This window comes from Gammaproteobacteria bacterium, assembly GCA_029881255.1.
Classification (GTDB): Bacteria; Pseudomonadota; Gammaproteobacteria; order S012-40; family S012-40; genus JAOUMY01.
On record JAOUMY010000015.1, the window covers coordinates 49,245 to 68,475 of the forward strand.

19 protein-coding genes are annotated in these 19,231 nt (G+C 47.9%); 9 read left to right on the forward strand and 10 right to left on the reverse strand.

The features are described 5' to 3' along the window. Nucleotides 1-210: 210 nt before the first annotated feature. The 8 genes from OEZ43_19850 to rimK all read left to right on the forward strand — a co-directional run bounded on the left by OEZ43_19850 (nucleotide 211) and on the right by rimK (nucleotide 8,450). Nucleotides 211-1,671 carry a PAS domain-containing sensor histidine kinase gene (locus OEZ43_19850; GenBank protein ID MDH5547838.1) on the forward strand — a complete coding sequence of 487 codons (1,461 nt, stop codon included), beginning with the start codon at nucleotides 211-213 and terminating at the stop codon, nucleotides 1,669-1,671. After that, nucleotides 1,668-2,120: a response regulator gene (locus OEZ43_19855; GenBank protein ID MDH5547839.1), complete on the forward strand. Its 453-nt coding sequence runs from the start codon at nucleotides 1,668-1,670 to the stop codon at nucleotides 2,118-2,120. Before OEZ43_19850 ends, OEZ43_19855 begins: the two co-directional genes overlap by 4 nt. Further along, complete coding sequence (locus OEZ43_19860; protein ID MDH5547840.1) at nucleotides 2,113-3,975, forward strand: EAL domain-containing protein; 1,863 nt, start codon at nucleotides 2,113-2,115, stop codon at nucleotides 3,973-3,975. Before OEZ43_19855 ends, OEZ43_19860 begins: the two co-directional genes overlap by 8 nt. A gap of 142 nt (nucleotides 3,976-4,117) precedes the next feature. Continuing rightward, on the forward strand, nucleotides 4,118-4,435 hold the full coding sequence (locus OEZ43_19865; GenBank protein MDH5547841.1) for a metalloregulator ArsR/SmtB family transcription factor: 318 nt from the start codon (nucleotides 4,118-4,120) through the stop codon (nucleotides 4,433-4,435). Between the two features lie 13 nt (nucleotides 4,436-4,448). Next, nucleotides 4,449-5,309: an arsenite methyltransferase gene (locus OEZ43_19870; protein ID MDH5547842.1), complete on the forward strand. Its 861-nt coding sequence runs from the start codon at nucleotides 4,449-4,451 to the stop codon at nucleotides 5,307-5,309. Between the two features lie 130 nt (nucleotides 5,310-5,439). Further along, nucleotides 5,440-5,946 (forward strand): mechanosensitive ion channel family protein, encoded by a 507-nt coding sequence (locus OEZ43_19875; protein ID MDH5547843.1) that lies wholly within the window; start codon nucleotides 5,440-5,442, stop codon nucleotides 5,944-5,946. Between the two features lie 182 nt (nucleotides 5,947-6,128). Continuing rightward, the gene (locus OEZ43_19880; GenBank protein MDH5547844.1) at nucleotides 6,129-6,986 is read left to right on the forward strand and encodes a LysR family transcriptional regulator; all 858 of its coding nucleotides are present in this window, start codon (nucleotides 6,129-6,131) and stop codon (nucleotides 6,984-6,986) included. A 12-nt stretch (nucleotides 6,987-6,998) separates the two neighbouring features. Further along, on the forward strand, nucleotides 6,999-8,450 hold the full coding sequence (rimK, locus tag OEZ43_19885; protein MDH5547845.1) for a 30S ribosomal protein S6--L-glutamate ligase: 1,452 nt from the start codon (nucleotides 6,999-7,001) through the stop codon (nucleotides 8,448-8,450). 64 nt (nucleotides 8,451-8,514) lie between these two features. Here rimK and OEZ43_19890 read toward each other — a convergent pair whose 3' ends face one another. Further along, nucleotides 8,515-9,117 carry a TetR/AcrR family transcriptional regulator gene (locus OEZ43_19890; protein ID MDH5547846.1) on the reverse strand — a complete coding sequence of 201 codons (603 nt, stop codon included), beginning with the start codon at nucleotides 9,115-9,117 and terminating at the stop codon, nucleotides 8,515-8,517. Between the two features lie 85 nt (nucleotides 9,118-9,202). Here OEZ43_19890 and fabB point away from each other — a divergent pair, with 85 nt between their 5' ends. Continuing rightward, nucleotides 9,203-10,420, forward strand: coding sequence for a beta-ketoacyl-ACP synthase I (gene fabB, locus OEZ43_19895; protein ID MDH5547847.1), 1,218 nt, complete (start codon nucleotides 9,203-9,205; stop codon nucleotides 10,418-10,420). Here fabB and OEZ43_19900 read toward each other — a convergent pair. From OEZ43_19900 to OEZ43_19940, 9 genes are all read right to left on the reverse strand, one after another. Continuing rightward, a complete protein-coding gene (locus tag OEZ43_19900; protein MDH5547848.1) occupies nucleotides 10,417-11,568 on the reverse strand; it encodes a tetratricopeptide repeat protein in 1,152 nt (383 codons plus the stop codon). The two genes, fabB and OEZ43_19900, sit on opposite strands and share 4 nt — an antisense overlap. Nucleotides 11,569-11,578: 10 nt before the next feature. Next, nucleotides 11,579-12,547 carry an AAA family ATPase gene (locus OEZ43_19905; GenBank protein MDH5547849.1) on the reverse strand — a complete coding sequence of 323 codons (969 nt, stop codon included), beginning with the start codon at nucleotides 12,545-12,547 and terminating at the stop codon, nucleotides 11,579-11,581. 8 nt (nucleotides 12,548-12,555) lie between these two features. Continuing rightward, a complete protein-coding gene (gene mshL, locus OEZ43_19910; protein ID MDH5547850.1) occupies nucleotides 12,556-14,190 on the reverse strand; it encodes a pilus (MSHA type) biogenesis protein MshL in 1,635 nt (544 codons plus the stop codon). Between the two features lie 23 nt (nucleotides 14,191-14,213). Continuing rightward, the gene (locus tag OEZ43_19915) at nucleotides 14,214-14,564 is read right to left on the reverse strand and encodes an MSHA biogenesis protein MshK (GenBank protein ID MDH5547851.1); all 351 of its coding nucleotides are present in this window, start codon (nucleotides 14,562-14,564) and stop codon (nucleotides 14,214-14,216) included. 83 nt (nucleotides 14,565-14,647) lie between these two features. Beyond that, nucleotides 14,648-15,382, reverse strand: a complete 735-nt coding sequence (locus OEZ43_19920) for a hypothetical protein (protein MDH5547852.1) — start codon at nucleotides 15,380-15,382, stop codon at nucleotides 14,648-14,650. Then, nucleotides 15,379-16,035 carry a hypothetical protein gene (locus OEZ43_19925; GenBank protein ID MDH5547853.1) on the reverse strand — a complete coding sequence of 219 codons (657 nt, stop codon included), beginning with the start codon at nucleotides 16,033-16,035 and terminating at the stop codon, nucleotides 15,379-15,381. The genes OEZ43_19920 and OEZ43_19925 overlap by 4 nt, the downstream gene beginning before the upstream one ends. 2 nt (nucleotides 16,036-16,037) lie before the next feature. Then, nucleotides 16,038-16,865 carry a hypothetical protein gene (locus tag OEZ43_19930; protein MDH5547854.1) on the reverse strand — a complete coding sequence of 276 codons (828 nt, stop codon included), beginning with the start codon at nucleotides 16,863-16,865 and terminating at the stop codon, nucleotides 16,038-16,040. A 218-nt stretch (nucleotides 16,866-17,083) separates the two neighbouring features. Continuing rightward, nucleotides 17,084-18,691 (reverse strand): hypothetical protein, encoded by a 1,608-nt coding sequence (locus tag OEZ43_19935; GenBank protein MDH5547855.1) that lies wholly within the window; start codon nucleotides 18,689-18,691, stop codon nucleotides 17,084-17,086. Beyond that, on the reverse strand, nucleotides 18,688-19,230 hold the full coding sequence (locus tag OEZ43_19940) for a prepilin-type N-terminal cleavage/methylation domain-containing protein (GenBank protein ID MDH5547856.1): 543 nt from the start codon (nucleotides 19,228-19,230) through the stop codon (nucleotides 18,688-18,690). Before OEZ43_19940 ends, OEZ43_19935 begins: the two co-directional genes overlap by 4 nt. Nucleotide 19,231: the final 1 nt, after the last annotated feature.

Below are 19,231 nucleotides of genomic sequence, written 5' to 3' on the forward strand. Positions count from 1 at the left end.
CGGCGCTTTTGCACCATAGTAGTTTAACATCTCTCAAGCCCCGCCTATTTCTGCAATCGTCCACTATCACTTTCTGGTGCTTTGTTTCCCTTTGTAAAACCTGGGTTGTACGCTGTTGACTAAAGTCACACATATGCCGATACTCACTTTACCCCAGTACAGCTGTCGGTTATTTATCTAGTCCCCGGTTTGCAAACCAGGAGAAAAACGGTGAGTGTTGCGATCGAACACGTACATCAGTTCGCCGAAGATATCGACGAATTCCTACTTAACGCATTCCCTACCGGGGTCATCATTTGCGACTCTGACGGCCTTATCATTCAGGTCAATAACGATTTGTGCGGCGCCTTTGGCTATAAGAAAGAAGAGCTCATTGGAAAACCGTTAGAGACACTGCTTCCCACGCCGCTACAACAAGGTCATCAATCGCACGTAAGAAATTTTCTTCAAAACCCGGAGAAACGCTCCATGGGTTCAGGCAGAAGTCTTTTTGGCATGCGCAAAGACGGAACGACTTTTCCCGTGGAAATCGGCCTGAACCCGATTCAAACCGCCGACGGTACGAGAGTGCTCGCTACCGTCTCTGATATATCACCACGGACACGCATCGAAGCCAATTTCCGTAAAATTATCGCGGCTGCTCCCATTGGAATTCTAATTATCGACAAGCAAGGAAAGATACTGGTCGCCAATCAGCAGATCACGTCTATTTTCGGATATGAGTTGGCGGAACTGGACAATGAACACCTGGAAATCTTGATACCGGAACGCTATCGCGAAAATCACCCCAGCTTGCGTCAACACTATCAGCGCAAACCTGTGACACGTACAATGGGATCGGATCGCGACCTGACCGGACGGCATAAAAATGGTTCTGAAGTTCCGGTCGAGGTCGGTTTGAGTCCCATCGAAACCGAAGACGGTCTGGCGATTGTAGCGACGATTATTGACGTTACTGCACGCAAAAAGGCCGAACTCGCTCTGAAACAGGCCAATGCCGACCTGGATGAATTCACTTATGTTGCCTCGCATGATTTGCGCTCACCGCTGCGCGGAATCAGCAGCCTGATCGAGTGGATAACGGAAGACCTCGGAGAAGTGCCCGAGGAAGTACAGAAAAATATCGATCGCATGGGCGTGCGTATTGAGCGCATGGAAAAACTCATCGACGACTTGCTTGCCTACGCCCGGGCAGGCAGAGTGCGCACCACGCCTGAAAGCATCGATGTGGAAAAAATGATTCATGACACCATCGAATTCATCGCGCCCCCCCAAAACTTCCACTTCGACGTAGACTGTAAGCTTGCGCGTATTTCTGCACATCGAACACCGTTAGAAACCGTGATACGAAACCTGCTGAGTAATGCCGTCAAACACCACGACAAAGACGCTGGACAAATTTCTGTCCGGGTTAGAGAAGACGATTCCTACGCGGTGTTTGAGATCGAAGACGACGGCCCAGGGATACCTGAGGCGGCACATCAACGTATATTTAAACTATTTCAATCGCTTTCCGCTGAGACCAATAATCGTTCCGGCGTTGGGCTGGCAGTCAGCAAACGCTTTGTCGAATCCCACGGCGGAACGATAGAAATCGTATCCGATAAAACGCGCAAAGGTAGCCTCTTTCGCTTCTTTTGGCCAAGATTTCAAAGGAGAGAACTTGAATGAATCCACAAAACGAATTCACCGTTTTGCTCGTCGATGACGACGATGTCGCATGTGAATCTGTGACTCGAAGCTTTCGCAAGCACAACATTCCGTTTCCCATTGTTGCCGCGCATGACGGACTCGAAGCCCTCGATATATTGCGTGGCAAACATGCGGAGAAATCTGTCACTGCGCCCTTGATTGTGTTGCTGGATTTGAACATGCCTCGCATGAACGGTTTTGAATTTCTGCAGGAAGTTCGCGCGGACCGGAACCTTAGCTCACTTGTCATTTTTGTGTTGACCACTTCCAATGATGACAGCGATCGCACCAGGGCTTATTCGGAAAACATCGCCGGATATATGGTGAAATCAATGGTAGGTCCACAGTTCAGCAAACTGGCGTCTTTGCTAATGGATTACCGACTTGCGGTTACCTTACCAACACACAGGATGGCCTCAAATGGCTAGTCAAAACGCAAAGCGGCTCCTCGACGAAGACCCTATCGTCCTGGACCACTGCTCTGCCAAACAACGAATCAATGAAGCATTCTTTGGACACAGTCGATTCGCATTTCTCGACGAGTCGAAAGATGACGCATTGAATGCCACTCGAAAAAGAAAACACCTTTTGGTCGTCGATGACGACGATGTTGACAGAGAGCGCATACACCGATACGTCAAAAAGTTTAAATTACCCCTGGCAATTATCGATGCCAGTAGTGGCTCAGCGGCACTTGAACAAATCCTGCAAAACGATATTGACATTATCTTAATCGACTACCAGCTCGGCGATATGACCGGTGTCGATGTGTTAAACAAGCTTCGAGACTCAAAAAATGCCGACATCCCGACCATTATGATAACCGGGCGTGGTGACGAATCGGCCGCATCCGAAGCTTTGAAGCTTGGCGTCGTTGATTATTTACCGAAACGAAATCTCTCGGCGGAAACGCTTTATTCATCGATAGAAGCAGTACTAGATGCCTCGCGCCTGCGCCAGGAAATAATCGAACACCAACGTAAACTCAAGCATATGAGTTTGTATGACGCGCTCACGGATCTTCCCAATCGAAATCTGTTTTTTGATCGATTGGAACAGGCCATCGAAATGGCGAATCGGGACAAGACCTGTTTTTCGGTGGTGATGATAGACCTGAATCTGTTCAAGGAAATCAATGACAGCATGGGTCATCCGGCTGGCGATAGGGCCTTGCAGTGTATTGCCGAGCATTTACAATCGGTGATGCGTAAGAGCGACACCGTAGCCAGGCTCGGCGGTGACGAATTCGTATGCATATTACGCGACACCAGGAACCTGGCCAACGCGACGCATTGCACCGAGAAAATACTGGATGCCATTTCCCAACCATTTCTTGTCAATAATCGACTTGTACAGATCGGCGCCTCTTTGGGTATCGCCAAATACCCCGAACACGGAAAAGACGCCAGCAGCCTGCTCTCCAATGCGGACAAAGCCATGTATAAGGCGAAGAAATCATCACGCAATTATGTGGTGTATAACGAAATCGATGACGGCCAACATACCGACTCGGTTCCACTAAGTCAGCTATTGTTCGATGCGCTCAAGGCCACAGACGAGGTATATTTGGAATACCAGCCCAAGATAAACCTCGACGACAACCGTGTTATCGGCGTCGAAGCGCTTGCTCGCTGGAATAGTCCAACATTAGGAATCGTCCCGCCCGATACGTTTATACAAGCCGCAGAACGCAGTACGCTTATACAGGACGTGACCAGCTATATCACCTGCATGGCGCTTAAACAGCTTCAAAAATGGAAGGCCGCAGGATTAAACATTCCCGTCTCACTCAATATCTCCGCGCGCAATCTCGATGATGAGTTATTTCCAGACTGGATGAATGCGCAATGTGCCAAGCATCGGATTTCACCCTCGGAAATCTCGCTCGAAATAACCGAGACCACGCTGTCTTCTAGCGGCGCTACCGCACGTAAAGTGTTGCGAGCCTTGAGCAACAGCGGATATCGCATCAGCGTCGATGACTTTGGTAAAGGCTATACCTCGTTTCAATTTATTCGTGATATTGATATCGATGAAATCAAGATCGACCGTATGTTTATAAACAACATTATTGACGGTGAGCGCGACAGCGCTATCGTGCGTTCATTGATTTTGCTTGCCAATAGTCTCGGATTAACTCCGGTCGCCGAAGGGGTTGAAACCAGGGAGCAGTGGGAGACACTCAAGTCTCTGGGTTGCCCTTGTGCCCAGGGTTACCACATCAGTAAGCCGATGAAACCCGAGCGCCTGATCGACTGGATAAAACAGCGTAAGGCCGGATAATTCCTTCCTATTGCCTGCTTACGCCTCCTATGCAATTTATTGCAACCCCTCCTCTATTCGGCAGATCTCATCCGTCTTTCTTTGATATACCTGACAAAATAACGGCTTGACCGATCACACCCATAGTTCTATAGTTCGAAACATGTCGAACTATGAAACTAATCCTCAGCAAACAGCCGAGATGTTCAAGGCCTTGAGCAATCCTCATAGACTCCAGCTGTTCAGACGACTGATGAGTTGCTGCGAGCCTGGCACCCGCTGTAGTACAGAGGAGGCAGTTCGCTACTGTGTCTCAGAACTCGGCCAGGGAGTTGATATCTCGCCATCTACTCTCTCCCACCATCTGAAAGAGCTTAATCGCGCTGGACTGGTGCATATGGAGAGAAAAGGCAAGTTTGTCGAATGCTGGGTCGAACCGGCGGTATTACAACATCTAAGTACATTTTTTGTAGTCAAATAAGGAGAAATTCCAGATGAATGACTGTTGCTCACCCAAGAACTCGCCCTCATCCCAAATTGAACACGACGGCCATCGCCAGCAAGTACGCGAGGCCTATAGCAAAGTCGCTAACGCCAGCAATGACACCAGGTCTTTTGGAATAGAAGGCAGTTGCTGTGGCGTGTCCGACGACAGTGCCCTCAATACGTTGATTTCGACGCGACTGGGTTATAGCGAATCTGATCTGGCCAGCGTTCCACAAGGTGCCGATATGGGCCTGGGGTGTGGCAATCCGCGCGCCATTGCGTCCTTACAACAAGGAGAGACTGTTGTTGACCTGGGTTCAGGCGGCGGCTTCGACTGTTTTCTTGCTTCGGCGGAGGTCGGTGAAACTGGCCGTATCATCGGTGTTGATATGACACCAGACATGATTAGCAAGGCAAGAGCGAATGCGCTTAAGGGCCAATTTTCGAATGTGGAATTCCGTCTTGGCGAGATTGAAAACCTGCCCGTCGCCAACGACAGTGCCGATGTCATTATTTCAAACTGCGTCATTAATCTTTCGCCCAACAAACAACGTGTATTCGATGAAGCCTATAGAATTCTAAAACCTGGCGGTCGACTGGCCATCTCAGACGTAGTTGCAACCGCGGATTTGCCAGAAGATATGCGAAATGACCCATTGTTGATCGCCGGATGCATGGGAAATGCGTCACTGATAGACGAATTGCACCAGATGATAGTAGACGCCGGGTTCAAGAATGTTCGCATCGCGCCGAAAGATGAATCAAAGGAATTCATTAAAGACTGGGCGCCGCAACACAATGTAACCGATTATGTGGTATCGGCAAGCATAGAAGCAGTAAAACCCGTCGCTAAACCCGGCTGTTGCTAGTTTCTTTATGGCAAATACCCGGCTTTGATTTAGCCGGGTATTTTAACCAGGCGTATTGATTTGACGACATGTTCAATTACAAATTTGTGGGGTAGTATCTGCTTATAATTAAAATGTATGCAGTAATATCATGAAAATTTTCATTTCGATTCTTATCATCGCGGGCTATCTATTGAGTACGCGCCTGGTTTCTACAGCGATCGAGCGCGTTGGCGCCGTGAAACAAGTGAATACCTATCGGATTAAATATGTTGTCCGTACAATTAATCTCGCACTGGGTGTTCTGTTTATATTCTTCTTACTCTTATTCTGGGGAATTCAATATTCCCAATTAGCCGTCTTTCTGTCCTCTGTTTTTGCCGTTGCCGGCGTAGCGCTTTTTGCGCAATGGTCTATTCTCAGCAATATTACCGCCAGCCTGATCATCTTTTTTTCCTTCCCTTATCGTGTAGGAGACCGAATTACCGTCGTCGACAAGGACGACGACATCAGCGGCATCGTCGAAGAGATTACCTTGTTTCACGTCATCATCCGCAATGGCGACCGGATAATTACCTATCCGAATACCATGATTTTGCAAAAGGCGGTAATTAAGGAAACCGGAATCCCCCCATCAGACTCGTCAACTGATTCCTAAATATTCCTGGCGACGCCAGTTCAAACATAAAATCTCTAAAGAGCGAAAAACGACTAAAAACGGGGGCTTTTACAAATTTCTGTTGACCGCAACACCCGAACACCTATATATAGCTCGAGGCTATTAAAAAAAATAATGAATTGTAAAGATAAACAAAATTTCTAGTAGAGTGGACTTACGCGGTGGATATCACTTTCATTCGTACTTATCTTGAGCTGTGTCGCAGTCGGCATTTCGGCAAGACCGCACAATCCCTGTTCATTACCCAATCTGCTGTTAGCGCCCGCATTCGACATCTGGAAGAACAACTAGGAGTCAAACTCCTGACCCGCGACCGAAACAACATTCAGTTGACCCCTGCTGGAGTGCGTTTTCAACGTCATGCCGAGGGCATCGTCTCTCTTTGGAATATTGCCCGACAGGAAACTGCGCTAGAGGACGAAAGTAAAACGCTTATGAGTATAGGCGGCGTCTATAGCTTGTGGGACACAGTTTTAATCTCCTGGCTTGGAAAGCTACGAGAAAGTCGCCCGGATCTGGCTGTACGCGCCGAGGCTCTGGACAGTAATTCAATCATTACCAGGATTAGAGAAGGCTCGGTTGATATGGGATTCTTCTTCGATGCCCCGCGAGTCAATCAGATCAAACTTTTTGAATGCGGCAAAGTTGAATTTGTGATGGTGGCCACCGAAGCAAATCTGACCGCCAAGCAAGCTGTCGAAAAAGACAATTATATTCTTGTCGATTGGGGAACAGAATTTACCACTTCCCATGCCAATTTGTTCCCGAATATGGCGACCGTTTCCCTACGCGTCAATCTGGGCCGACTGGCTCTGGACCAAATTGTCCGATACGGCGGTAGCGCCTATCTCGCGCGCGAAATGATACAACCCTATATCGATACCAAAGAAATTTTTCCAGTACTCGATGCGCCCACCATAGAGCGGAAGTTTTACATCGGATTCAGCATCAATAACCCGCGTCAGGACATGATAGAAGATATTTTAAACACGAGTTTCGCTTCATGCTCGGTGGTTTAAAGAGACGCAATTATGCTCAATGACAAAATCGTTGTTGGCAGTGAGGAATGGTGTAGCTTTCCAGGGCTGGGGGTTCCGGCCATAAAAGTCCGCGTGGATTCCGGCGCAAAAACGTCATCCATCCATGCATTCAATATTCATAGTTTTAAGCGTGACGGCAGAAACTGGGTTAGTTTTGACATACACCCGTTGCAACACAATCGCAAAGTCACCGTGCGTACAGAAGCACCTGTCATCGATCGACGCATCATCAAAAGTTCCAGCGGCCAGACTGACAAACGCTATGTAATCAATACCACTATGGGTATTGGCGGTCAAAGCTGGGTGATAGAGCTGACGCTGGCCAACCGCGATACCATGGGCTATCGCATGTTGCTTGGCCGCGAAGCGATGGAAAATCGCGTTCTTGTCGATCCATCGGAAAGCTTTCTGCTGGGTGATAAGACAGAAGAAGAAGTCGACGTTTTATATGGCAAACCTCAAAAACCTAAGCAGGGTTTGAAAATCGCCTTGCTTGCGAGCAATCCTGAACTTTACAGCAATCAACGCATACTGGAAGCCGGCACACAGCGCGGCCATGAAATGATTTTTCTGAATATCGCCCAGTGTTATATGAAACTCGACGCCAACGCGCCTGAAGTACACACCCGTGGCGGCGTTGTGCTTGACGATCTTGATGCGGTGATAACTCGGATACGCCCAAGCATGACGTTTTATGGCTGTGCATTGACACGGCACTTTGAAAGTATGGGCGTTTACACTGTGAATTCTTCTGCGCCGATTTCCCAGTCTCGGGACAAATTGTATGCGCTACAACTTTTGTTAAAAAATGGTTTGAGAATTCCTACTACGGGATTTGCCAATTCGCCGATCGACACGGGTGATTTGATCGAAATGGTCGACGGCGCTCCGCTAATCGTCAAACTGCTCGAAGGTACGCAAGGACGTGGCGTGGTCTTGGCCGAAACAAAAAAGGCGGCAGAGAGCGTGATTAATGCCTTTAAAGCTATCAAAGCGAATTTACTGGTACAAGAGTTTATACAAGAGGCAAAAGGCAAAGACTTGCGCTGTTTTGTTATCGACGGAAAAGTTGTCGCTGCAATCCAGAGAGAGGCCGCGCCGGGTGAATTCCGCGCCAACCTTCATCAAGGGGGTTCGGCTTCCGTGGTAAAGGTCACGCAGGAAGAGAAAAAAATGGCGGTCAAGGCTGCAAAAATACTTGGACTGCAGGTGGCAGGTGTTGATCTCATTCGTTCGGAAAAAGGTCCGTTATTATTGGAAGTCAACTCTTCTCCTGGACTGGAAGGTATTGAAACCGCCACGGGTAAAGATATCGCCGGGATGATGTTTGGACCGATAGAGAAGGCTTTGAGCTGGAAGGTAACCAATAGTACTCGCCGTCTGGACGAAGACGACACAGATGGATTTGATCCCGAATACACAATGCCAGACTCTGACGGTTGATTTCGTGGTTCATGCCATAACAACAAGACTCAATACATCTCAAGCTCTTGAGAAAAAAACAAGCTTAATCTTCGACGAGTAAATCCTCGATAGTCGCGCCATTGAGCATATTAATCGCCTCTTGCTTGCATGCTTCCAGCAATTCTTCAGCGAGTCGTTTGTCGTTCAAGGCACGGGCGACTGCGAGTCCCCCAATCATCATGGCGGTTGTCGCCATAACTCCCTGTCTTTCGCAATCGGAATACGTATCGACATATTTTTGAATAATCGCATTCATACCTTTAAACGTCTCTGTATAGGCCTTGCGAATTTGTGGGTCTCTAACTGCTACATCGGTCGCCAGTGACGCGAGTGGGCACTGACATTCACCATCCAGATTTTGTTTATGCAAATAGCCTTCGAGCAGAGTATGTATCCAGGATTCACCATCGACACTTTCCGGCTTATTTTGCTTAAGCCCACTCACACTCGCGGCATAGCGTATGGATTCCTGGTATAGAGCCGACTTGTTTTCAAAGTGGGCGTAAAACCCCCCGCGTGTCATACTGGCTTCGTTCATAATCTCATTGATAGAAACATTATCGTATCCTCTGGACGAGAATAAACGATAAGCACTCTCCAATATACGTTGTCGACTCTGCTGCTTGTGCTCTCCTGTGTATGGCATTTTACCCCACCCTCTAAATATGACCTTGATCATATATTATTTTGAACTAGCATGACTTGCCAGACTTTTTTTCAGAGGATGACCTATGAGGCGTGTGGTGGTAACCGGTATGGGTATCGTTTCAAGCATCGGAAACAACAAACACGAGGTGGAAGAGAGCTTAAAGACTGGACGATCCGGCGTCGTAAGGTCTGAAGAATATGCGGAGCGCGGGTTTCGCTCGCAAGTGCTAGGCTCGATTAAGCTCGATATCGAAGAGGTACTGGATAGGCGGACACGACGCTTTATGGGTGGCGCGGCGGCGTATTCCTATCTGGCCATGCTTGAAGCCATAGACGATGCGGGTTTGACACCAGCGGAGATTAGCAATGATATGACTGGGCTAATCGTCGGCTCAGGCGGACCGTCGACCAGCGCAATAGTGAGTGCCGCAGACATTGCCCGACAGCGGGGAGCCAGGCGCGTAGGTGTAACTCAAGTCCCCAAGGCCATGTCGAGTACGAGTTCAGCTAATTTGGCAACACTGTTTCCAATAAAAGGCGTGAGCTATTCCATCAGTTCTGCCTGCGCGACTTCCGCACACTGCATTGGCAATGCTGTTGAACTCATCCAATTAGGCAAACAAAATATGATGTTTGCTGGAGGTGGTGATGAAATCGATTGGACGTTTACCGTTTTGTTTGATGCCATGGGCGCACTCTCGTCGAACTATAACGACTCTCCTACTCTCGCTTCACGTCCGTTTGATGCACAGCGAGATGGATTTGTTATTTCGGGTGGTGGTGGAATACTTGTATTGGAAGAGCTCGAACACGCGAAGGCGCGCAGTGCGAAAATCTATGGTGAAGTCGTCGGTTATGGAGCAACGTCTGACGGTGTTGATATGGTTGCACCCTCTGGCGAAGGCGCGCAGCGCTGCCTGAAGATGGCGCTTAGAAAACTTGATTGTCCGGTGAACTATGTAAACGCTCATGCCACTTCAACAATAATTGGAGATGCGCAAGAACTACGTGCGCTAAAACAAATCTTCAATGAAAATCTACCCTATATCAGCTCGACCAAGTCACTCACTGGTCATTCACAAGGTGCGGCAGGTGTACATGAGGCGATTTACAGCTTACTTATGATGCAGCACAATTTTATTTGCGCTTCCTCCAATCTCGATACGATTGATCCGGAAACTCAAAGCACAAAGATCGTCACACAGACTCTCTTTGATATTGAATTGGATTGCGTGCTTTCGAACAGTTTCGGATTTGGTGGAACAAACGCCTGTCTAGTTTTTCGTAGGCTTGATATTTAATTGGCCGCGGTGAGAAACATCCTGACCGTGTGTAGCCTATCCTGAATATATTTTCTCACGTCAGGACTGAACTTTCCGATCTCGGCAGCACGTGTATATGCCTTTTCGGCTTCGGCGTATTGTTCTTCAAATTCATGGGACAGGCCAATACCTAGCCACCATCGCCCCTCATTTGGCTGAAATTCGATCGCGAGTGTGTAAGACTTAATCGCCTTTCGATATTCACCTATGCTCTGCTGCACCGCCGCCAAGGTACTGTGATACTCTGCGCTATCACGGTATTTACGAGGCGTATCCTCGATCAAGTCCAAGGCATCATCCTGATTGTCTATCGTCAAATACAACTGCGCCAGCAGTTCCCGAAAACGAAAATAGTCTGGCATCGCTTGTATACCGTCAGACAATAGTGTAATCGCGACATCGTTACGTTGCTGGCTGATTAACATACCTGCGAGTGTTTCTCTGGCGTCCTTGTGTCTGGCGTCAAATTTAAGTGCCGAATTCAGGTACTCTTCTGCCTTACGATAATCTTTATCTCGTATCAAGCGCAACGCAGCCGCATAGGTTTGTTGAGCCAGTTGTGGATTGGATAGCTCGTGTACTCGTTTTTCGACCACGCCATCGGTTTCCGACTGATTACTAGTCACAACTACATCTTCAGCACTTGTTTTTGCAGAAACTTTCTTTGCGAGCGCTTTTTTAACTTTCTCTGTTTTTGGCCTAGGCATTCCCTTTATTGGTCTTGCTTGTACTACCTTAGGCGTCGCATGAATCTCAGGCTTTGTTGTCGGGTGTGCCGATACTATAACGGGCTCAATCTGTTTGACCGGTTCAGGCTGTTTGACTGGACCAGGCAACTTTTCCGCAATCACCTCCGGCGTCGGTGTCGCAGCTTTCGGAATAACATGATTCTCGGCGTTATTTGCCTTATCGGGAACCTCTATACGACTAACAAATGGCTCTGAATACGAATGACTCTTGCTAGAGTCTCCCAGTATCTGCAATATTCCAAAGGTGACTATCGCTGTTAGCAGTATGCTAAGCAAAACATAGCTAATTGTGTTTCCTCCACTACGTTGCGGCACAGAATATCCTCCGCCAGAGTGACGGTGATTGTAGTCATTCATCATGCGACTAACGACGTTCACATGCGATACCTTATGTCATATAGTGCCATATCCCCAGTACACCCAAGCAGGTAAGCACAAAAGACGTCGCGATTACAGCCAACGCGCTCGCGAACCCAGAGCTATTCGCGTCTGCGCTGGCTTCGCGAATATGCTTCTTGTTAACTATCCTGTCACCCGTACCAAAGGCCAACATCATCCCCTTATGCGCTAGCGTATTTACTCGTCTCGGATTACCGCCGCTGGCTCGGTATATAGCATTGAGTGCCGCGCTAGAAAATACATCGCTGTTTCGATTACCACTGGATTTGATTCGTTGTGTGACATACTCTCGAGTCTGTGACTTGTTCATCGCCTTGAGTTCAACTGCAAACCCGATTCTTTGTACTAGACTATTGAGTCTGGGTTGTTTTAATTTTTGATCCAATAGTGGGTTCCCTAGCAGCACTAATTGCATAAGCTGCTGCGACTGCGATTCGAAAGCACTAAGTGTTGTCATGACCGCCAGCACACCGGTACTTAGCTGTTCCGCGTTATCAGCAACGAGTATGACCGGTATATTGAAGCGCTCATGGAAGGCGCGCAGACAGGAATAGAGTTGCTTCAACATGAATTGCGTACTGTAGTCACCGCGGTGTTCTATTCCCATTTCGTCGAGTATGCCCATGACGAAGGATTTCGGCGTGGCGGCAGTGCTCAACATATTCACGATAAAATGAGACTTGGCTAGTGTTTCCATCAATCTATTTGTCAGATATGTTTTGCCACTTCCGCTTTCACCACTTATCTTGACGATACCTTCACCGGACTGAATCGCATACTCTAACGTACTCAATAACTCGTACGCGGACGGATATACATAAAAAGTCTGACTATCCAGATTTGAAACAAAAGGCTTTTGAACAAGTGAAAAATGCGACAGGAACTCTTTATCCAAGGCCGGAGGAGTCGCTAGACTGTGGTGCTGTAGTTGATGATTTTCGCTTTGCAAGGCTAACATGTTCTCTCCTATTCAAGCTCGGAAAAACGTTCAATACCCAACTTGGCCTCGATATTCCAATCCGTTGGTTTCGAAATGACAGTAGGCTTCACCAATATAATGAGTTCTTTCTTTACTCTGCTGATACGCTGCTGCTTAAACAAATTTCCCAGGAGAGGAATACTTCCCAGCAAGGGGACTTTAAATCGATTTTCAATTGTGGATTCTCGCATCAGGCCGCCGACAACAATAATTTGTCCACTTTCGGCCTTGACGATATTATCAGTCTCACGGACGGTGCTGGCCGCCAAGGGCAAATCGAACGATCTCCCGTTGACAACAAAGTTCTTCGTTTTTTGTGCCACTTCACTGACCGTCGGATGCAGATGTAAGGTAATATCGCCGTTGTTTTCAATTTGTGGTGTAACATCCAATGCGATACCAGAGAAAAATGCTTCCAACTCGACAGAGGAATTAGGTTCTTGCGTTGTGCCCGCCTGATTATTTGTATAGTTGGTTTTGATTCCGGTAATAAAGAATTCGTCGCCACCCACCTTGATTACGGCCTTTTGATTATTCACAGTAGCAACACGCGGACTGGACAGCACACGCACATCGCCCTGCGACTGCATCAGCTCGATAAACGCACCAAAATTCGCACCTGTAACTGCCGCTGTAAACATTCCACCAAAGGCAGAAGTTGCCGTTCCGACGATGTTCTGAGTAACCAGATCCGGTGTACTTGCCCCGGAAAACGCCGCGTTAGTCCCCGGATCACTGAGATCGCCACTCCCAACCTGTCCTAAGGTAAGCGCGTTACCGGCAACGTTTAGTAGTTGTCCCCAATTCACGCCCGACTGAAAGGCATTGTTCAATTCAACTTCTAATATCTTGGCCTCAAGTATGACCTGGCGACTAATCGCGTTGTGTGTACTTTCAATAAATCGTTCAACCAATCTCAATTCACTATTCGATGCGGTGACAACCACGAGTCCACTTTGCGGGTTAACGATGACTTTGCGTCCTGTTTTTTTACCCACAATAGACTCCATACTCGCGGTGAAGCCTTTCCAGAAGTCTGTCTCCGTATCTGTCGTGACACCTACATTGGTTTTCTTGTCGGTAATTCCACCAGAGGATACATTCGTCGCCGAAGTCCCTTTGCGATTCACGTTAATATAGTTCACAGAAAAAATTCGCGTGCGTATGCCCTTGCCATAGACAAAGTAGCGATTTCCTTTTTTCTCGTAGTCGTAGCCATAGGTGTCACTCAAAGTAGCAAACACTTCATCCAGAGTGACGTTTTTGAGATTCAGCGTCACGCGCGCAGCAACGCCTTTATCCACAACCACGCTGAAGGATGTGTCTTTTACTAAACCAACGTAGACATCTCGGGCGATGGCGTTCTTTACCGAAAGATCAAATCGCTCATCGATCTCCGAATCCCCATCCTGATGCAGCCCAACAACTATCGGTGGCAGCAAGGCACGGCTCACGGCATGAGGAACGCCGACATTCTTTAACGACTGAGTATCCCTCGCCTCTTCCAGAGCTTCAGTAATGCGCACGTGGGTGGCGCCACTCCACATCGCAGGAAAAGACTGACATGCTGACATCATCAACAATAGGCCTGTTATGGTTAATCCGTACAAAAGCTGCCGCATGTTTGCCGTTTACCGGTGAATGTTTACCGGTTTGCCTCCATTGATCCTGTGTGCGTTATCAATTGTAATTCCATCTTTTTTTGTCCTTTTTGTAATACCACACTGTTATGTGAAATCGATATCACTGTTGCGCCCGTAATCTTGTCGCCGATGGACAGGGCCTTGCCGTTGATCACGGCAGTTTTTCTGTTTTGTGACAGCAGTATTTGCTGTAGTACTAACAAAGAGTTATCAAGCTTTTTTTGCGTAGGCGTATGGACTTTCGGCGCGCCATCCGGGTCAGGAGCGGTTGGATCTCGTAAACCCGAAAGTGAATCGGCTCTTGGCAGAGACACCCATAGGCTCAGCAACACAAAGATAATCAACGCTTTCATAGACGGGTATCAGCAACCCGTATGCCAAGCGTGTTTAGATAGAAATTGGGGAGATAGAGAGAGTTAGGCCGTGAGCAGAGAAACTAGATTCTTAGCCACTCGGCATCCATGCTTAGCGTATAAATCACTAATTGCAGCTGTGCATCCTTTTTCGCCTGGGTACGCAAGGTCGCACTGTTCCAGCTGATTTGCCAGGGGCTGGCTTCCAGTTTTTTAATATAACGAACTAAATCGAGGTATTTTCCACTTACCGTCAATTCGATGCCGTGACGATACATAATAAGCGCGTCTTTCTGGCTGGCAGCAGACGCCTGTGCTTGATTAGCATTTTTTACACTTTGCGCCTTTTCTTCGACTTCTGATGCCAGTTTGTCCGCCTGGGAAATTTGCGTGAGCTTTTCGACAGGAAGATTGTTCAAAGACTCCAGCTTGATGTGTCCGGTCTCGGACAATAGTTTGTGAATAAATGCGACCATTTTCTCCGGTGGAACAAAGCCGCGAGACTTTTGTGCGATTTGTGCATCAAGCGTCTTGTTTTTGCGTTTGAGCTGGACAATTTTTTCCTGGGTTGTCAGCGCAGGATCGATACCGGACTTGTTTTCCAACTCCAGAATACCCATTCCCAAGGCTTTGGTTTCCGCCTTTGCCTGCTCTATCTGACGAGTTAGCGCGCTGTATTCTTCCATGATGGGTTGTATGATCGCTGCATCCAGGATGAAATAGACGACCGCCAAAACACCGCTAATCAATAGACGTTTCACGCCCTTGCTTAACGAGCCGTATTCGCTTCTTACCTTGTCAAACGTCGTTGCACTCATTTACCTGTACCAAATAACTGGCCTTCCGATGCCTCGCCAAAATCTTTTGTTGAAATCAGAAACGCTGAATAGTTTCGGCCCTGATACTGTTTACTTTGATCGTCTGTGATCCGCATGCCTGTGAAATTGAGACCATGAAAACTGGTCTCATGGGAAAGCCGGTCAATATAGCGTGCCACTAAGGCCGGTGACGAAGCGGTGCCCGCCAGCGACACGACCAGTTCGCCGTCGTTCTTGTTTTCCAGATGTATGTTGCGCAACCATACGCCGCTTAGATCACCCTTGGCCAAAGACACGAAGTGATCCTGAAAACCCCGCGCTGATGTTGTTTTCTGCTGTTCGAGCAATTGTAACAATGCACTCTTCTTGCTGTATTCATCGCGTAGTGCTGCCAATTCCGCATTTTCTCGATCACGCTTTATCGATTCATTGGCTTGCTTGCGCATATTGTTAAAAGTGGTTTCTTTTATACTCTTTACCGATAACTCAAACTGGTACTGCTGTTGTAGTTGCTGAATTTTCCAGGACGCGGCATAGGTCATGGCAGCAATCGCGGCAATTGATAACAGGCTTAGAATTGTCGCTCGCGCAGAAAAAGGCCAGTGTTTTTTCGGCGGATAGAGGACGCGATAAAGATTAATCTGCTGTTTCACGACTAATCCCCTGTGCGCAAGGCTGCCCCCAAAGACAGCACGCTAATACTTGATTTGCTTTTTGGCAGTCGACGACGCCACTTGAAGTTCGCCTGATAGTCAAAATACGCGCAGGGAATAGACAGCTTTTTATCGAGATAGCCTGCAACATCTGGCATTTTTCCAGACATTGGAGCAACGACCATGCGCTCGATACCAACTGCGTTAAAATGGCGTTCAAAATATTCCAGCGAGCGTTGAACTTCCTGCGCCAGTTCTTTTGTCAATTGAGGCTGCTGCGCGAGGTGACGACTCCCGATATTCAAGGTACGGCAAAAATACATTATCGATTTACGTACAAATACCAACAGACTTTTCTCACCGCTGATATACAGAAACACCACGCCGTTCTTGTCCAGACCGACTGAGTTCATCAGATTTCTGATCGCTAGTTCGGGGACATCAATCGTCGTAAGATTCAGCCCGGCACTCTTAATTTGTTGCGCCTTAGCTTCGATAATACTTTTCTTCACAACAACCACGTTTACCTGACGCCCCTTGCCGATATTACTCACGGAAGGCACGTCATAAAATTCTAAAGCCAGGTCATCAACCGGTGTTTCGACAAATTCTGCGACCTGCCACTTGAGTGCATCGAGTAACTCATCTTCGGGAACGGCTGGTGCTTCTATGGAGAGTAACTGATATTCATCGATATCGAGACAGGTACTAACGGATTCATTCCTGAGCTTGTTTTTACTCACCAGGGAATGGAGTTGGTGTTCTGGCCCAACGCCATTGAGTTTTTCTTCGGCGTATCGCAACACCTTAGGACGTCCACGACCAGACACTACCCTGCTGACACTCAGGTAAGATGAACCGGATGAGATAGCGACGGAATTCGCCGTTTTTTTGCTGCCGAAAAATCGCATAAAACTAATATAAAAGCGGTTTTAGTCGACACAGTTAACGGACGAAACAAAGTTTTACTTTAATTTTTAAAGTAATTATAAAAAAAGGGTAATAGTAAAATGTAACGAATCATTGAGTTAGAAAAAAGGGCAAAAACTCAAATATCCACCTCCTCCCATCTGCTAACCGACCAGTCGGCACCCCCACCTCCACCGCCTACACTAGCAATATTGGTCAGCCGTATCTGGTCCATCGCCAGACTCGCGGTATTGCCAGTACCTCTTACACGCACGCGATACTCTATGCGCACGGTGTCATAGGTATTCGCAGGAATACTTACGCCAGTACTGCTCACCGATGTCCACCCGGCAACCGTATTAGTCCCAGCATCTGTAAATAACAGGTCAGCAGTCCCTGATGTGCGGATGAGCGATATCCAGACCGTTTGTATTAAGAAGCTGGTCGAGTCGGCCCAGCGATTGAGGTCCATAGAGATATCGGTGGTCAAAGTGCCCGACGTCGCATCAAGTGGGGGAAAAAGATTGTAATCGCGATAGCCGATAAACTCTGTTTGAAAGCCACCATTCTCTGCAAGTGCGTAAAACGAATTTCCGGTAGGTGTCGGTCCACAAGATGGATCGATACACAGCGTAGAACTACCTTCGTTCGCGGTAACGGTTTCTACCCAGGCATTATCAAGTTCTGTCTGATCGACGTAGTCGAAGGGTTCAAAAAAATCGAAGCCTCCTGTGCCGGCCACGCCGCCGGCATACACTGTCGTTGTGATAGACATTTCGTCGACAGAAGCCTGTGGATGGATATAACCGGGACCTGGATTCGTCCCGCGAAATTCAAAGCGAATGCGGATACGATCATAGACTCTTCCCGTCGGCAGAACGGTATCAGTAATATTGATTTGCTGCCAGCCGCTATCTCCGGTCGCAGTTAGATTGCTCCATAATTCTGTCGTTACGTTACTCCCGCTATCATGTAATTCGATATACAACCAATGACGAGTTGGTACGCCGCCTGTGCTGGAAAACTTACGGTAGCCTGCGCTAAACGATAGCGCTACATCGTCTACGGTTGTGTCAATATTTGGAATGACGGCTTCACGATATCCCCACATATCCCGCCAACCACCTGAGCCTGTGGTAGCGACATAAAAAGAATTGCCCGCAGGCGCGGCGGGAGAAGGCGGCGCAACACACGTACCAGCGGGACAATTGGCTGCCCCCCATCCCGACACACCTTCGCTACGCGTGAGCACTTCTGTCCAGGTTCCCGTCAGATCGGCGGTATTGACATAGATAAACTGTTCGAAGTAGCTAGGACCAGCGACACCGCCTCCGCCGCCACCTCCTCCACCGCCGCCGCCTCCACCACTATTACTTAGCGTGGACTCCAGATAGACAACGGTATTGTTGACCTGACCTTTGACCTTAACTGCACATGTGGATGTATCTCCTACTGGCGCATCGGCACCACCGAGCAATTCTGATGTTTCATCACCATTAAATGTTTGCACATCGGGCGCGACCAGGTTGCTGCAATCCGGATCGGTATTGTTGAGATTAAAAACCACGCGTTCTAATGCCGACTCTGCCAGAAACAAGGCCTGCATGTGTTCTGCCTGCCGGTTTGCATCCGACAAACTGCCAGAGGTGATGCGCAGACCAAAGATCACCATACCACCGAGTATGATTAACAAGATAAACACCGCGATCGCAGTCACGACGCCGCGTTGTAAAGCGAGCGCGTTCAATTATTATCCCTCAGCATTACACGACTACTGGTAGAGTAAGTCGCGTTGTTTTCTGTAATCGTAAAACTGTATTCGACGAAAACCAGATCAGAACCGTCGACTGCGGCAGCGGTTACACCATCGCTAGTGTAGTAATTAAAGGAAAACGCAGACATCTCACGACTAAGATCGCCATTAGTTGCAGGATTGGTGTAAGAGATATTCAATGTGTCAGTTCCGTTATAGGAAATCACCACATCATTGGCGCCGCTAATGTCGGTGTACTCAAACTTTGTTGCCGTCGTGTTTGCGGTCAATACATAGGCCCCGGCATTATAGTTTACCAGTCGCAATTCCTTCGCCAGGCGCTGATCGATATAGCGCATCTTCGTTAAGGCGGAAATATTCTCCACCGAACGACTAAAGCCAAGTATGCTTCTTCCCATGAAACCACTTATTGCAGCGACTACAAGTCCCAACACAATTATGGTGATTGCCAGTTCGATCAGACTAAAACCGCTTTGGAAAGATAATTTAAGTCTGTTTGATTTTCGATGCATG

What these genes read in the sequence shown, in the direction of transcription:
- OEZ43_19920 (MDH5547852.1), bottom strand. Translation starts at nt 15,382, where the DNA reads ATGAGTGCAACGACGTTTGACAAGGTAAGAAGCGAATACGGCTCGTTA.
- rimK (MDH5547845.1), top strand. Translation starts at nt 6,999, where the DNA reads ATGCTCAATGACAAAATCGTTGTTGGCAGTGAGGAATGGTGTAGCTTT.
- mshL (MDH5547850.1), bottom strand. Translation starts at nt 14,190, where the DNA reads ATGCGGCAGCTTTTGTACGGATTAACCATAACAGGCCTATTGTTGATG.
- OEZ43_19915 (MDH5547851.1), bottom strand. Translation starts at nt 14,564, where the DNA reads ATGAAAGCGTTGATTATCTTTGTGTTGCTGAGCCTATGGGTGTCTCTG.
- fabB (MDH5547847.1), top strand. Translation starts at nt 9,203, where the DNA reads ATGAGGCGTGTGGTGGTAACCGGTATGGGTATCGTTTCAAGCATCGGA.
- OEZ43_19875 (MDH5547843.1), top strand. Translation starts at nt 5,440, where the DNA reads ATGAAAATTTTCATTTCGATTCTTATCATCGCGGGCTATCTATTGAGT.
- OEZ43_19890 (MDH5547846.1), bottom strand. Translation starts at nt 9,117, where the DNA reads ATGCCATACACAGGAGAGCACAAGCAGCAGAGTCGACAACGTATATTG.
- OEZ43_19865 (MDH5547841.1), top strand. Translation starts at nt 4,118, where the DNA reads ATGTCGAACTATGAAACTAATCCTCAGCAAACAGCCGAGATGTTCAAG.
- OEZ43_19860 (MDH5547840.1), top strand. Translation starts at nt 2,113, where the DNA reads ATGGCTAGTCAAAACGCAAAGCGGCTCCTCGACGAAGACCCTATCGTC.
- OEZ43_19855 (MDH5547839.1), top strand. Translation starts at nt 1,668, where the DNA reads ATGAATCCACAAAACGAATTCACCGTTTTGCTCGTCGATGACGACGAT.
- OEZ43_19905 (MDH5547849.1), bottom strand. Translation starts at nt 12,547, where the DNA reads ATGTTAGCCTTGCAAAGCGAAAATCATCAACTACAGCACCACAGTCTA.
- OEZ43_19940 (MDH5547856.1), bottom strand. Translation starts at nt 19,230, where the DNA reads ATGCATCGAAAATCAAACAGACTTAAATTATCTTTCCAAAGCGGTTTT.
- OEZ43_19870 (MDH5547842.1), top strand. Translation starts at nt 4,449, where the DNA reads ATGAATGACTGTTGCTCACCCAAGAACTCGCCCTCATCCCAAATTGAA.